Source organism: Streptomyces sp. XY006 (genome assembly GCF_002237655.1).
GTDB lineage: Bacteria > Actinomycetota > Actinomycetes > Streptomycetales > Streptomycetaceae > Streptomyces > Streptomyces levis.
The window spans coordinates 387377-401643 of record NZ_NOKT01000001.1 but is presented as its reverse complement, the minus strand read 5'-3'; the positions used below and the strand labels follow the sequence as shown (position 1 = coordinate 401643).

14 protein-coding genes and 1 pseudogene are annotated in these 14267 nt (G+C 71.1%); 5 read left to right on the top strand and 10 right to left on the bottom strand.

What is annotated here, in order from left to right; all coding sequences use genetic code 11:
* Positions 1-22: 22 nt before the first annotated feature.
* From tpg to CHR28_RS01785, 4 genes are all read right to left on the bottom strand, one after another.
* Entirely contained in the window at positions 23-580 is a 558-nt protein-coding gene (gene tpg / locus CHR28_RS01800) for a telomere-protecting terminal protein Tpg (RefSeq protein WP_094051599.1), read from the bottom strand.
* 12 nt (positions 581-592) lie between these two features.
* Positions 593-2869 carry a telomere-associated protein Tap gene (gene tap / locus CHR28_RS01795; RefSeq protein WP_094051598.1) on the bottom strand — a complete coding sequence of 759 codons (2277 nt, stop codon included), beginning with the start codon at positions 2867-2869 and terminating at the stop codon, positions 593-595.
* A gap of 213 nt (positions 2870-3082) precedes the next feature.
* The gene (locus tag CHR28_RS01790) at positions 3083-4144 is read right to left on the bottom strand and encodes a YihY/virulence factor BrkB family protein (RefSeq protein ID WP_094051597.1); all 1062 of its coding nucleotides are present in this window, start codon (positions 4142-4144) and stop codon (positions 3083-3085) included.
* Positions 4145-4208: 64 nt separating this feature from the next.
* Positions 4209-5492 (bottom strand): MFS transporter, encoded by a 1284-nt coding sequence (locus CHR28_RS01785; RefSeq protein WP_094051596.1) that lies wholly within the window; start codon positions 5490-5492, stop codon positions 4209-4211.
* 75 nt (positions 5493-5567) lie between these two features.
* Between CHR28_RS01785 and CHR28_RS01780 the strand changes: the two genes are divergently transcribed.
* A complete protein-coding gene (locus tag CHR28_RS01780) occupies positions 5568-6164 on the top strand; it encodes a TetR-like C-terminal domain-containing protein (protein WP_094051595.1) in 597 nt (198 codons plus the stop codon).
* Positions 6165-6192: 28 nt separating this feature from the next.
* Here CHR28_RS01780 and CHR28_RS01775 read toward each other — a convergent pair whose 3' ends face one another.
* A complete protein-coding gene (locus tag CHR28_RS01775; protein ID WP_094051594.1) occupies positions 6193-6942 on the bottom strand; it encodes an SDR family NAD(P)-dependent oxidoreductase in 750 nt (249 codons plus the stop codon).
* Between the two features lie 129 nt (positions 6943-7071).
* Between CHR28_RS01775 and CHR28_RS01770 the strand changes: the two genes are divergently transcribed.
* Entirely contained in the window at positions 7072-7506 is a 435-nt protein-coding gene (locus tag CHR28_RS01770; RefSeq protein ID WP_094051593.1) for an Rrf2 family transcriptional regulator, read from the top strand.
* Positions 7507-7521: 15 nt separating this feature from the next.
* Here the strand turns inward: CHR28_RS01770 and CHR28_RS38090 are convergent.
* Positions 7522-7669 (bottom strand): annotated as a pseudogene (locus CHR28_RS38090) (IS5/IS1182 family transposase); the annotation flags it as partial.
* A 483-nt stretch (positions 7670-8152) separates the two neighbouring features.
* On the opposite strand from CHR28_RS38090, the gene CHR28_RS37425 reads away from it, so the two are divergent.
* On the top strand, positions 8153-8467 hold the full coding sequence (locus tag CHR28_RS37425) for a hypothetical protein (protein ID WP_143655763.1): 315 nt from the start codon (positions 8153-8155) through the stop codon (positions 8465-8467).
* 15 nt (positions 8468-8482) lie between these two features.
* Here the strand turns inward: CHR28_RS37425 and CHR28_RS01765 are convergent, their stop codons facing one another.
* The 3 genes from CHR28_RS01765 to CHR28_RS01755 form a co-directional block, all read right to left on the bottom strand.
* On the bottom strand, positions 8483-9343 hold the full coding sequence (locus CHR28_RS01765) for an IS5 family transposase (protein WP_094051592.1): 861 nt from the start codon (positions 9341-9343) through the stop codon (positions 8483-8485).
* A gap of 66 nt (positions 9344-9409) precedes the next feature.
* On the bottom strand, positions 9410-9955 hold the full coding sequence (locus CHR28_RS01760; protein ID WP_094051765.1) for an AAA family ATPase: 546 nt from the start codon (positions 9953-9955) through the stop codon (positions 9410-9412).
* A gap of 185 nt (positions 9956-10140) precedes the next feature.
* Complete coding sequence (locus CHR28_RS01755) at positions 10141-11733, bottom strand: MFS transporter (protein ID WP_094051591.1); 1593 nt, start codon at positions 11731-11733, stop codon at positions 10141-10143.
* A gap of 70 nt (positions 11734-11803) precedes the next feature.
* Between CHR28_RS01755 and CHR28_RS01750 the strand changes: the two genes are divergently transcribed.
* Together CHR28_RS01750 and CHR28_RS01745 are read left to right on the top strand one after the other, a co-directional pair.
* Positions 11804-12400, top strand: coding sequence for a helix-turn-helix domain-containing protein (locus tag CHR28_RS01750; protein WP_094051590.1), 597 nt, complete (start codon positions 11804-11806; stop codon positions 12398-12400).
* 146 nt (positions 12401-12546) lie between these two features.
* On the top strand, positions 12547-13473 hold the full coding sequence (locus CHR28_RS01745) for a class I SAM-dependent methyltransferase (RefSeq protein WP_094051589.1): 927 nt from the start codon (positions 12547-12549) through the stop codon (positions 13471-13473).
* 13 nt (positions 13474-13486) lie between these two features.
* Here CHR28_RS01745 and CHR28_RS01740 read toward each other — a convergent pair whose 3' ends face one another.
* Positions 13487-14224, bottom strand: coding sequence for a VOC family protein (locus tag CHR28_RS01740; protein ID WP_094051588.1), 738 nt, complete (start codon positions 14222-14224; stop codon positions 13487-13489).
* Between the last annotated feature and the right edge of the window lie 43 nt (positions 14225-14267).

Below are 14267 nucleotides of genomic sequence, written 5' to 3'. Positions count from 1 at the left end.
ACCGTGTCGCCGCTCGGGCGGGCTACAAGTCGAACTCGATGTGCTGGATGTCGGTGAAGCGGATCTCCTCCAGGGAGCCGGCGCGGCGGCCGCCGTCCTGGAAGTACATCTCCTTGAGGCCTTCGGCGGCGATCTGCTGCAGCTGCTGGTCGGCGGCGCCGGCCTGCTGGGCGTCGAAGAGGCGGGCGGCGTACTGCGGCGGCAGTGCGACGGTCAGGTGCCTCAGGCGGGCGTCGTCGGTCGTACCGATCGGTGCGGTGTAGCCGATCCGGGCGCGCGTGTCGATGACGATGCCCCCGGTCGTCGCCGCTCGCTGCCGCGCCCTGGCCCGGACCTGCGGCTGCCACCGCCTGGTCACCTCACGTTCCAGCCGGGCGGCGAGGTCCGGGCGCGGCTTCCTGATCTGGTTCTTCACGTAGCGTTCGACGGTGCGCTGGGAGATGCGGAGCATCTGCGCGACGGCCCGGGTGCTCTTGAGCTGTTTGACCAGGTAGCGCATCTGGGCGGGCGCGGTCTTGGGTGCCGGGCGGGTGAAGGCCTTCTGCACCGCGGCCTCCAGGCCGTCACCGAACAGGCTCATCGTCGCTCTCCCCTACTCGCCGTTGTCGATGTCGGTGACGGTGCCGTCCTTGATGTAGCGGGCGAGGTTGAGCTCCGGAGCGTCGAAGCGCTCGCGGACCTCCTCGCCCCACAGGACGCTCTGGGTGCCTTCGTGCTTCACCAGGCCGGGGTTCACGCCGAGTTTGAAGCCGCCGGGCAGCGGCTTGCCGTCCCGGTACGGCAGGAAGTCCAGGGGTGATGCGCCGTTGGCCGCGTACACGACGCAGTCGGAGAGGATCGCGACCGGGTACTGGCCGGTGAACGCCGCGTGCTTGACGATCTTGCGGTGGAGGTTGACGCGGGTGCGGGAGATGACCGCGGCGCGGATGTCCGGCCGCCACGTCGGACGGGACAGCGCGCGCCAGGCCTGGCCGGGTCGCCAGCCCTCACCGCGCGGCCGTTCGCGCAGTTTGCCCAGGCCGCCCTTGACGGTGGCCTTGATCGCCGAGACGACGATCGCCAGTTCGGGATCGCGCTGCCGGTAGCCGTCCATGGCCTCCAGGAATGCCGCCGGTTCCATGTCGGCGTGTACGCCGAGGTCGGCCATCGTGGCCAGGTAGGCGTCGCGCAGGCGCTGGTACCAGCCGTCCAGGTAGCGGCCGCTCTCGTGCCGGACGTACGCCTCGATCGGCCGCACCTCGTAGCCCAGTTCCGCCGCGTACGCCACGGTGGGGGTCGCGTACCAGGCCGGGCCCTCGGGGCGCTCGCCCTTGGGCGTGAACGGGCTGGGCAGCAGACCGGCGTCCAGCTCGGCCCACTTGTCCTTGCCGATCCTCACCTTCGCCAGATCGACGTGGGAGAGGTCGACCAGCCAGGAGCCGGGCAGCTTCGCGTCGAAGACCGGCCGCTTGACGTGCGTCGGCTCGCCGAGGCCGACGACCAGGCCGTTGGCTCCGGCGGCGAAGGCCATGTTCACGTCGATGCCGACGAGGTGCCGCAGGGTGCACTCGTCGTCGGTCATCGGCCGTGCCCAGTCGTAGGCCTCCTCGAAGAGCTTCTCGCCGGGGCCGCGGATGTGGAAGCGCGGCAGGTCCGCCAGGAGCGGGTGCCCGTCCGGGGCCTCGCATGGGGCGCAGTCGACCGGGTCCTTGCCGAGGGAGCCGGGGTTGTGCTCGGAGTGGCGGCGGCCGTCGGCGTCCGGTTCGGAGGCGCGGGTCGGCGGGCGGAGCGCGGTCATCAGCTCCAGGCCGGTCACGGCGGTGGATCCGCGCGGCGTCATGACGCGCGAGGCGTACACGCCCAGGACGCGGGCGAGTTCGGCGGGCGGAAGCCCGGCGGCGTTGCCCCAGTGGCGTGCGTCGAGCGCGTGCCAGGACGGGATGCACAGCTGTACGCACGCCCGCTCCGAGCCGGTGGCCGGGCGGTAGATCCGCGCCCACGGCCCGAACCCGCGCTTGGTCAGCTTCCACTCGGCGCGCGCCAACTGCTTGACGACCTTGTGGTCTTCCGGGATCCGTCCCGCGTGCCGCTCCTCGTCGGTGAGGGTGACCGGGAGGCCGTAGAGCTTCAGGGCGGTTTCGGTGAGGACGAGCAGCGGGTCGGCGTCCTTGCCGGGGCCGGACAGCCTCGGCTGGCCGAGCCTCGCCTCCGTCAGGGTCCACTCCACCAGTGCCGGGAGGCTCTTGGCGGGCACGTCCAGGACGAGGCCGCCGGTGCAGTACGCGAGGACCTGGCCGTCGGGGTCGGCGTCGACCACCGCGAGGGGACCGTTCTCGAAGCGGGGGTCGGCGCTGTGGGCTGGGGCCGGGGCGGGTTTTCTCGCTGCGGGGCGGCGGGGCCCCGACGCCGGCGCCGACGCCCGGCCGGCGGTTCCCGACGGGCGGTGTGCGACACGCTGGGCCGGGGCGGCGGGCGCGCTGGGGGCGGGGACGGTCTGCGCGTTGTCTCGTTCAGCCCGGGGCGCGGTCCGCGCGTCCTCACGTTCAGCCATGAGTACGGGGTCGGAGGCGTGACCCGGAGTGGGGGCCTGCTCGGCGAGTTCGGGCTCGGGTGCCGCCACCGGGGCCGCGGGAGGTGGGACGGGCGCCGGGTAGAGCTCCGCGAGCCGGTTCAGCAGTCGGGCGTACGCCTCCCGCTCCGGTCCGCGCGGTTCGACCGGCTTCTTCACCGACTCCCAGCCGGAGACGGTCGCCCGGCGCACCTTCAGCGCGGCAGCCACCTCGTCCAGCGTCAGACCATGGGCCTGCCGCAGCCGCTTGCGCTCCTCCACCGGCGGGAGGGCGGCGCGGGAGGCCACCAGCGCGTCGACCGCGTCGAACAACTCGGACATGGAACACCTCCTGCCGAGCACCCTACCGCGACAACCGTACGAGTCGCGTACATCGGCCGTACACGCCGTACACGCCGTACGTGCCGGACGTGCCGGACGTGCCGGACGTGCCGACCCGGGCCTCAGCCTCCAGCGTTTCCATGTACTGCTCGACGGAGGACGGACGTGGACGGCGGCCCGCGGTGATCGCACCGCGGGCCGGCGTATGCCGTGTCAGTCGTCGTCCAGGCGGCGCAGGTCGTCCTCGTCCCATGTGCTGGTGTCGCGGGGCTGCGTGTAGGGCTCGGCCTCCGGCGGGTGGCCGCCCGCGACGGCCCGTTGCCGGACGGTCTCGGCGTCGAACTGCAGGCCCAGCAGGATCGCCAGGTTGCTGATCCACAACCACACCAGGAAGACGATGACACCGGCCATCGTGCCGTACGTCTTGTTGTAGGAGGCGAAGTTGGCGACGTAGAACGCGAAGCCGGCGGAGGCGGCCATCCAGATCACCAGCGCCAGGAAGCTGCCCGGGGTGACCCAGCGGAAGCCCTTCACCTTGGCGTTGGGGCACGCCCAGTACAGGATCGCGATCATCACCGTGACCAGCAGCACGAGCACCGGCCACTTGGCGATCGACCACACCGTCAGCACCGTGTCCCCGATGCCGAGGGCCTGTCCGGCCTGCTGGGCGACACCGCCGGTGAACACGACGATCAGGGCGCTGACCACGGCCAGGACCATCAGCACCACGGTCACCGCCACGCGCACCGGGAGCACCTTCCACACCGGCCGGCCCTCGGGCATGTCGTAGACGGCATTCGCGGTGCGGATGAACGCCGCGACATAGCCGGAGGCCGACCACACCGCCAGCACCAGACCGGCCACGGCGACGACCGAGCCGGTGCCCGCGTTGCCCTGCAGTTGCTCCACCGCGCGCGTGATGATGTCCCGCGCGGAGCCGGGCGTGAGCTGCTTGAGGTTGTCCAGCACCTTGTCGGTGGCCGACTCCCCGGCGATCCCCAGCAGGGAGACCAGCACCAGCAGCGCCGGGAACAACGACAGCACTCCGTAGTACGTCAGCGCCGCCGCGCGGTCGGTCAGCTCGTCGTCCTTGAACTCCTTCACGCTGCCTTTCAGCACCTGTATCCAGGCGCCCTTCGGCAGCTTCGTCGGCGCGTCCGGCGCCGCCTCCTCCACCTCTCGGTCCGGCCCCACGTCGTCCGGCTCCGGAGCACCGGAGGTCGATCCCGGCTCCTCGTCACGGTCTTTCCGCCCTGGAAACTGCAGCTTCACCATGGAAAGGGGGTAACCCGGCGCCGCCGCCTCAAGCCCTGCCGGTCGGTTCGCGGGTGCCGGTGCGTCACCCGCGGGGGGCGGGTGCGGCCGTCGCGGTGCGGGTGGCGCGCAGGCGCTGAGCGAGCAGGGCGAGGGCACACAGCACGGCGACGGTGGCCGCGTAGACGACGAACGTCGGCTGCAGTCCGGCGTGCGTGGTGGCGATTCCGGCTATCACCGCGGGGATGCTGAAGGACAGGTAGGAGATGACGAAGGCCACGGAGAAGAGCTCGCTGCGCTCGGCCGGCCGGGCCATGCGTGCCAGGGTGCCGAAGCTGGCGAGGGCGGAGCCGCCGAAGCCGACGCCCGCGATGGCGGTGCCGAGCGCAGCCGTGACCAGGGAGTGTTCCTGAACACCTGTCAGGGCGATGGCCGTGCCGGCGAGCAGTAGTCCGGCGCTGACGGCGAGGGTGCGTCCGACCGGCCAGCCGCGCAGGGCGAGGGCGGTGAGGAAGGCCGGACCGGTCAGCAGCGTGACGACGAGCCCGCCGACGACATGGCTGGACAGGCCGAACAGGCCGGCTGCGACGGACGGGCCCAGGGAGAGGTAGAGGCCGCCGAGCGCCCAGCTGGCGACGAGGATCGGCACCAGGCTCAGCAGGTCCGCTCGAAGGTGCGGCGCGATCCGGAGGCGGGGCTGGAGGGAGCGGGCAGCACCCGGACGCCGCAGTGAGGTCTCGGGCAGTGCCGAGATGACCGCGCCGGCGACCAGCAACGCGGCCAGCAGGAGCAGGTAGACGAGCCGGGTGGGGTGCGGCTCGTACTCCACGAGGAGACCGCAGCCCAGGGAGCCGAGGGCCAGGCCGAACGTGGGTGCGGTGCCGGTGACGATGCCCGCGCGGTGCGGGGCGTAGCCGGGGTTGAGGTCGGCCAGGGCGGCACCCAGGGTGGTCATGGCGGCTCCCGTGGCGATGCCCTGGACCAGGCGCGCGGTCAGCAGCACCGCGACGTTGCCCGCCGTGAGGAACAGGACCATGGAGACGGCTTCCAGGGCGATCGCGGACAGCAGGACCGGGCGGCGGCCGAGGTGGTCGGAGAGAGCGCCGAGCACCAGGAGGGCCGCGATCATGCCCAGCACGTACACGGCGAAGACGGTGGTGAGAGTGATCGCCGAGAAGTGCCATTGCTCCTGGTAGACGACGTAGAGCGGGGACGGGGCGCTGGAGGCGGCCATGAAGAGGACGAAGACGGCCGCGAGGGAGGCGAAGGCGACCGGGTGACTCAGTCGCCGTCGCCCCACGGGGCTCGCGGCGGTGCCCTCGGGCGCGGGCGGAGGCGGCTGGAGCTGCGAGGAGGCGGGCTCGGACATGAGGAGGCTCCAAAAGCAGTGATCGATGCGTTAAGACGCTACCACTAACGCAACGATCAGTGCGATAATTTCCTCATGGCTGACTCGTCCACCCAGGTACGCCCCGGCGGCCGCTCCGCGAAGGTCCGGGCCGCCGTGCACCGCGCCGTCGCGGAGCTCCTCGCAGAGGAGGAGGCCGAGACGCTGACGCTCCCGGCTGTCGCCGCACGCGCCGGCGTGCACCCCACGACCCTCTACCGGCGCTGGGGATCGACCGCCCAGCTGCTCACCGATGTCGCCACCAGCCGCTTCAGCGACGATCTGGTGGTGCCCGACTCCGGCTCGCTCGCCGGCGACCTGGAGCGCTGGCTGGCCGATGTCGCCACCGACGTCGCCGATCCGGACACGCTCGCCCTCATGCGGGCCACCATCGCCACCGGACCGGCCGGCGGCTGCGCCTGCGTCGAGGACCGGCACCGCCAGCTGGGCGCCATCCTCCGGCACGAGGTCGAGCGGGGGGGAACCGCACCGGAGGTGGAGAGCGCCGCCGACTCCCTGCTCGGCCCGGTCTACTACCGCGCCGTCTTCACCTCCGAGCCCGCCTCGGCGGACTGGGCGCGTGGCCTCGTCGCGACGTACCTGTCGACGCTCCCCCAGTCCTCAGCCGACCCCCGGCCCACCGACACCCGGTGAGGCGGATGAAGCGGCGGGAGGTGGCGGCTCAGGCGTTGTAGCCACCGTGGGCGTCCAGCACCGCGCCCGTGACGTACGAGGCGGCCGGGCTCGCCAGGAAGGCGATCGCCGCGGCGATTTCGTCGGGGTGGCCCATGCGCTGCAGGGACAGCGAGCCGAGCAGGACCTTGAGGGTCTCGGGGTCCGGCGGTTCCATGCCGCCGTCCATCAGTCCGGCCTCCACGACGTTGGCCGTGATGTCGCGGGGGCCGAGGTCGCGTGCGACGCCCATGGTGTACCTCTCTATCCCGGACTTGGTCGCCGAGTAGTCGGCGAGGCCGGGGGTGCCGACCCGGGAGCCCAGGCCGGAGCTCACCGTGATGATGCGACCGCCGGTGCGCAGCACTCGGGCGGCGGCCCGGATGACGGCGATCACGCCGAGGTAGTTGGTGGCGTGCATCCGGTCCAGTGCGGCGGTGTCGGCGTCCGGGTCGTCCACCGTGCCGGCCACGGAGATCGCGGCGTTGTTGACGAGGATGTCCAGGCCGCCGAAGTGCGCGACCACGTCGTCGATCAGCGCCGGTGCCTGGCTCGTGTCCGCCTGGTCGGACCGGAAGGCGACGGCGTTCGCCCCCTTGCCGCGCACCTCGTCGACGACGGCCTGCGCCTGCTTCTCGGAACTGACATAGGTGAAGGCGACGTCGGCGCCCTGCTCGGCCAGCAGTCGCACGGTCGCGGCTCCCAGCCCTCGCGACCCCCCGGTGACCAGGGCGACCTTGCCCGTGAGTGGCTTGCTCATGCTTCTTCTCACCTCGTTGATTGACCCTTACGGCTGTCGCAACAGTAATTGTTACGACCGACTGTTGCAACCTTCACTGTTACGACTGCGCTGTCGTAACATGAGGCGTTGCGGCCGAGAGGAGGGGTCATGAGTGCCAACAGCAGGCTGACCATCGCCTCGCACGCCCTGGCCTGGATCGGCCTCTACCAGCGCCAGGGCCATGAGGTCGCCACCTCCGAGCAGATCGCGTCCAGCGCGAACACCAACCCCGTGGTGATCAGGCGGCTGTTGGGTGATCTGCGCAGGGCCGGGCTCGTGGAGTCCCGGCGAGGCGTGGGAGCCGGCTGGTCGCTGGCGCGCGAGCTGGGGTCGATGACCCTGCTCGACGTGTACGAGGCAGTGGAACCGGGCCCGTTGTTCGCGATGCACCGCACCACGCCGGACCAGGAGTGCGTGGTGGGCCACGGCATCCAGCCGGCGATGCAGCGGGTCTACGACGGCGTCGAGCAGACCCTGAGAAAGGAACTGGCCCGGGTCACGCTCGAAGACGTACTCCAGGACGTCCTGGCGACACCCCGCTAGGCCGTGTCTCTTTGGTCAGCGTCGGGTCCAGATGAGGACGCCCGCGAGGTGGAGTGCGGCCTGGTAGGCGATCGTGAGCTTGTCGGTTCGTGTGGCCAAGCCGCCCCTCTTTGAGGCGGTTGATGCACCGTTCGAAGGCGTTCCGCTGTTTGCCAGCCTTGCTGGCAAGATCGAGATCACCGTGGCCATCCGCGACCACAACCCGCACCGCGGCAACGGTCCGCAACTCGCCGCCACCGCCACCCCCGAGCAGGTACGGGCGCACTCTGGGGGCCGTGGAAATGCAGCGCGGATGGCCGCGACGACACCGGGCGGACCGTCGCCCCGCAGCAGCTCACGGCGGTGAGTGGACGCGCTACGGCCTGACACCAACCATCCGGCCGACCTGGTCGGGCGAGCAGCACACATGACTGGCTGCGCGAGTAAGCGAACGCGCCGGTACGCCTAAGCATCACCGCCAGGTCGAAGGACAGCGAGTGGATCGGCCCACTGGAAGTTGCCGTCACCATCGAGGGCACCGCCCGACCCGGCCGGCCTCCCAGCTTGCAGATAAGGCCCGGGTGGCAGGAGCAGCGGGTTCGCCCTGGCTGCCGCACGCGTTACGAGCAGGCATTAGCAGTACGTAACCGCAGCCAGAGTGCCGCGTTTGCTGGGTATGGAAATTTTGCATGTCGCACGGGTCGCGGGCCTGGTGGGGCTCGTTGCCGGGGCCGGAATGCTGTCCGCAGCACCAGCCAGCGCCGGTGGTATCGGGGTCATCGCGAGCCCGGCATTCAACAACACCTGTGTCACCATCGACCGCACTAACAGGGCTGTCACCGAAACCGCGCACGCCGCAGGTCTCCTGAACAATGCCGCTCAGCTTCCGCTCAGCGCGCCCTACCAGCACTGCGGAGGCGCGGACATCCCCGCCGAAGAGGACCTACTGAATGTCATCGAAGTCGCGGTGGGTGTGGGCTAGGTTCTGTCTTTCGGGTCAGCGTCGGGTCCAGATGAGGATGCCCGCGAGGTGGAGTGCGGCCTGGTAAGCGATCGCGAGCTTGTCGGTTCGTGTGGCCAGGCCGCGCCACTGTTTGAGGCGGCTGATGCACCGCTCGACGGTATTCCGCTGCTTGTAGGCCTCGCTGTCGAAGTCGGGCGGACGGCCACCGAGCCGGCCTCGCCGCAGGCGGTGGCCTATCTGGTCGGACGGCTGCGGGATGACCGCACGGATACCCCGGCGCCGCAGGTGGCTGCGGATGGCGCGGGAGGAATACGCGCGGTCGGCCAGAACGGCCAGGGGGCGGGTCCGAGGCCTGCCCGGACCAGTGCGGGGCACGCGGATGCGGGACATCACCGTCGCGAATGCGGGTGCGTCACCTGCCTGGCCCGCCGTGACGGTCAAGGCGAGAGGCCGTGCGCGGCCATCCGCGGCCAGGTGGACCTTGGTGCTCAGCCCGCCGCGGGAGCGTCCGAGGGCGTGATCGGCGGGCTCGCCGGTGCGGGCCGCCCCTCTTTTGAGTGCTCCGGCAGCGTGCTGGTGAGCCCGGACAACTGTGGAGTCCACTGACACGGTCCAGTCGATGTCGTCGCCGGCGTCCGCCGACGCCAGGACGGCGGTGAGGATCATCTCCCAGGTGCCGTCGACGGCCCATCTGATCAGCCGTTTGTGGGCGGTCTGGAACGAGCCGAGCTCGTCCGGCAGGTCCCGCCAAGGCGAGTTCGTGCGGTACTTCCACGCGATGGCCTCAAGGGTGCGGCGGTGGTCGGCCCATCGCCGCCCGCGGACCGGATCAGCTGGCATCAACGGCTCGATCCGGTCCCACGTCGCATCGGTGATCACTAATCGGACGGACACATCCGATCAACTGACCAACCCATCAAAGAGACACGACCTAGCCCGAGTCCTGCGAGTCGGCCAACTTCAGGAGACGGCGCTCGCCCCGTGGATCAGGCCCGTGGCGCGCATGATGTGGTCGATGGTCTCGTCGAGGGTCCTGTCGGCGCCGATGACCGTTTCCGTGCCGCCGGGCAGCAGATCGCCTGGCCGGTACCAGTCGCGCAGTTGCGCCTCGGTGACCTCGTCGGCGATCGGTTTGGTCGCGTGCCGGGTGAGGGTTTCCTCGAACGGCACGTCCAGGTAGTAGGCATGGGTGGGGCCGAGGTGGTCGGCGCTCAGTGCCGCCAGCATGGCTCCGTAGTGGTCGGCGTAGAGGATGCCTTCGACCACGACATGGAAGCCGGCGTCCAGGGCGTAGCGGGCGGTGAGGTCGATCAGGCCGATGTTCGCCGCGCCGGGCCGGTCCCGCTCGCGGAGCACGGTCCGGCGGATGTTGTCCTGGGCGACGACGGCGAGTCCGCGGCCGAACCGCTCGCGCAGTCCGGCCGCGACGGACGATTTGCCCGAGGCGCTGTTGCCGCGGAGCACGATCAGTCTGGTTTCCTCGGTGCCCACCGTCACAGTGGCCAGGCTATCGGCCGAGGACACCGGCATGCTCCATCGACCCGAGCCGTGCGGCGAGTTGACCCGGGTCGATGGTGATGTCTCGCCGCGTGTCGCGGGACGTGTCCTCATGTGTCGCGGGACGGCTCGTCGCGTGTCGCGGGACGGCTCGTCTCGTGTCGCGGAACGGCTCGTCGTGGCAGGCCGTTCGGTCAGCGGCTGGTCGCCGGCTCCGCGGTCTCCGTGTCGTCCGGGACCTCGCGGGGCGTGTTCGCGGGACCTCGGAACGCGATGTGGACGAGGAGCACGGCCATGACGGCGACGCCTGCCCACATGGCCTGCTGCCAGCCGTCGACGAAGGACTCCCGGGCCGCGTGGAGCAGGTCCGGTGCGTGCGGGCCGGTGCCGCCCGCCGCCTCGACGGCGTTGGCGACGCCTTCCCGGGCGGTGTCCGCGGCCCCCTGCGGAATGCCGTGCAGCCTCTCGTCGATGGCGCTGCGGTAACCGGCGGACACGAGTGCGCCGAGCAGGGCGACGCCGAGCGCGGTGCCGAACTCGCGTGTGACGTCGTTGAGCGCCGAGGCGACGCCCTGCTTCGCGCGGGGCAGGGATGCGGTGATGGCCTCCGTGGACGGGGTCATCGACAGCCCCATGCCGACGCCCATGGCGAGCAGACCGGGCAGGACGGACAGATAGCCGCCGTCCACGGAGACGAACAGGGCCATGAACGCCATGCCGAGGCCGGCCGTCGCCGTGCCCAGCACCATCGTCGAGCGAGCACCGTGACGTACGGCGAGCCTCGGCGCCAGACCGGAGGCCGCCATCATCGCGACGGCCATGGGCATCATCGCCAGCGTGGACAGCAGGCCCGACCAGCCGAGCACGGCCTGGAAGAACGGGAACAGGACCACGCCGATGCCCGCCTGCACTCCGAAGACCACCAGGAGCGTCACCGAGCCGGCCGCCAGACCGCGCTCGCGGAAGAGCCGTACGTCCAGCAGCGCGGCGTCGCGGCGACGCAGTTCCCAAACCGCGAACCCGACGGCGGCGAGGAGGCCGACGGCGAGACTGATCAGCGTTTCGGGGGCGGCCCAGCCGCGTTCGGGGCCTTCCTGGAGGACGAAGATGAGACCGACCACGGCGACCGAGGAGACGAGCGCGCCGAGAGTGTCGAAGCGGTGTGCCGCCCTCTCACGGGAGTTGGGAACGGACTTCACCGTCATGGCCAGGGCCACGAGCACCAGGACCCCCGGCAGGACGAACAGCCCACGCCAGTCGGCGACATCGACGAGGAGCGCGGAGAGGAACATGCCGAGGACGCCGCCGCCTCCGGCGACGCCGGTCCACACGCCGATCGCCTTGCCGCGCTGCTCCTCGGGGAAGGTGGAGGTGATGACGGCGAGCGTGATCGGCATGATCATCGCGGCGCCGACCCCGCTCGCCACGCGCGAGGCGAGCATCACCTCCGCCGTCGGGGCCAGGCCCGCGACGACGGTCGCGGCTCCGAAGACCCCGAGTCCCGCGATGAGCATGGGCTTGCGGCCCAGCCGGTCGCCGACGGCGCCGAGCGGCAGCAGCAGTGCGGCCAGGGCGAGGGTGTAGATGTTGATGATCCACAGGACCGTGCTCTGGGAGGCCCCGAACTCCACGGCCATGTGCGTCTGCGCGACATTCAGCCCGGAGACCGAGGCGATGACCGCCATGAGGGCCAGAGAGACGGCGATCAGGATCGCGCGCAACTGCCGCGCGTCGGGCACGCTTCCGCCGTCGGCTCGCGCGGCCGGTGGGAGCTGGTTCGTACTCATGGATTCCTCTCGGAAGGGGCGTGTCGGATCGGCGGTCGACGCTAGGCCCGTTTTGCGGCCAGGGCATACGATGTTGCCTATGACGCAAGACAGTGGGGAGCTGGACAGCCTCGTACGCAAACGCATCCGTGCTCTGCGCGTGGCACAGGGCTGGTCGCTGGAGGAACTGGCGGGCCGGGCCCACCTCAGCCAGTCCACGCTGAGCCGCATCGAGAACGGCCAGCGCCGGCTGGCCCTGGATCAACTGGTCACGCTCGCACGCGCCCTGGACACCACGCTGGATCAGCTCGTGGAGACCGACACCGACGACGTGGTCACCAGCCCGACGATCGACAGCGCCCACGGACAGATGCGCTGGACCATCAAGGCGGACCCCGGGATGAGCGTGGTGCGTCAGCGCATGACCGAACCGCCGCCCGAGAATCCGGCACGGATGCGGGCCCACCCGGGGCGCGAATGGCTCGTCGTGCTGTCCGGCACCGCGATCCTCATGCTCGGGCACCGCCGCTTCCGGCTGGAGACCAACCAGGCTGCCGAGTTCCCCACGATGATGCCGCACGCGATCGGCACCGCGGGTGGGCCGTGCGAGATCCTGGGCATCTTCGACCGCGACGCCCGCCGCGGCCACCAGCGCGACGGGGGTGACGCGCCCGGCACGCCCGGATGACAGGGCGGGGTCGGAAGACCCGGCAGGGCGGGCACCGGGCTGCCCGGTACCCACCTCTTGCGCGCCGGGCAACGCCTCCGACCAGCGTCTTGCCGAAGCCGGGAGACTTCGTGCCGTGGACGCATGGTCGCCCTAAGGTCACGGACATGGACACCACGCACCCGGACCCGCACCCACACTCGGACTCGCACCCCCACCCCCACCCGAACCCGCACCCGCACCCGCACCCGCACCCGCACCCGCACGACCATCACGCCCCGCACGGAGGGGACGGGCAGGCGGAGATCCTCGACCTGGACGCCGAGGTCCTCGCCGGACACACGGCCGCCATCACCGCATGGCTGCCGCTGCGCACCGACCCCCACCACATCGTGGATCTGGGGTGCGGCACGGGCGCGGGCACCTTCGCCCTCCTCGACCGCTTTCCCGACGCACACGTCACCGCCGTCGACGCGTCGGCCGAACACCTGCGGCGCCTGCACACCAAGGCCTGCGCCCGCGGCCTGCGGGAGCGCGTGCACACCGTGCAGACCGACCTCGACCGAGCCGACTGGCCCGACCTGGGCACACCGGACCTGGTCTGGGCGTCGGCCTCGATGCACCACATGACCGACCCCGAGCGCACACTGCGCACCGTCCGCGAGATCCTCGCTCGCGGGGGCCTGTTCGCCGTCGTCGAACTGGCCGGCCACCCCCGCTTCCTCCCCGAGGACGCCCCCGAGGAGCGGCCCGGCCTGGAGGAGCGGGTCCATGCCGCGGCCAACCGCCTCCAGGGCCGGCACCTGCCCTACCGCGGTGCTGAATGGGGACCGATGCTGACCGCCGCCGGCTTCACCGTCGAAGGCGAACGCACCCTCACCGTCGACATCGACGGCTCGGGCAACGAGGCCACCGGCCGCTACGCCCTCGGTATCCTGCGCCGCATCCGCACTGCCGTCGCCGACGAGCTCTCCCCCGGCGACCTCACCGCGCTCGACCGGCTCCTCGACACCGAGGGCCCGCACAGCGTCCTGCGCCGCGACGACCTGACCGTACGCACCCGACGCACGGTCTGGGCCGCCCGACGCCCCTGAACCGCGCTGCTCGTCAGTGCCGGCCGAGGACGCAGAACTCGTTGCCCTCAGGGTCGGTCAGGACGACCCAGGGGACGTCTCCCTGGCCCACGTCGGTCCGCCTCGCGCCGAGGCCTTCGAGGCGGGCGACCTCCTCGGACTGGTCCTCCACCGGGTCGGGCCTGACGTCGAGATGGATACGGGTCCATACGCCCTCGTCCTCCGGCGTGCGGCGGAACTCCAGGTACGGGCCGACACCCTTGACCGAGCGCAGCACGGCGCGGTCGTCGGTCAGTTGGTGGACGGTCCAGTCGATCGCCTCGCCCCAGAACCCGACCATGGCCCGCGGGTCCGCGCATTCGACGACCACGGCCGCGATGGGCCCGGTGTCGTTGTAGAGCTCCCGGGGTTCCAGGACGCCGAACGCATTGCCTTCCGGGTCGGCCAGCAACGTGAACGGGGCATCGTCCCGGCCCTTGTCGACGGTTTTCGCCCCGAGTTCCTTCAGGCGGGCGACCAGTTCCGTCCGATGCGCCTCGGAGGTGGTGGCCAGTTCCAGGTGCACGCGGTACCGCACCGTCTCCGGGTCCGGGACCCGGACGAGATCGACGCACACGGCGGACGGGTCCGGCCAGTCGAAGCCCACGGGTTCCAGGTTGGTCACTCCAGGGCCTTCACTGGAGACGTCCCAGCCGAGCGCCTGCGCCCAGAACCGGCCGAGCGCCGAGTCGTCCCCGGCCTTGAAGTTCACCTGAACCAGTTGCAGCGTCATGCCGCGCACCCTACGGGTTGCCCCCGCTCGCGTTCTGTTCTTT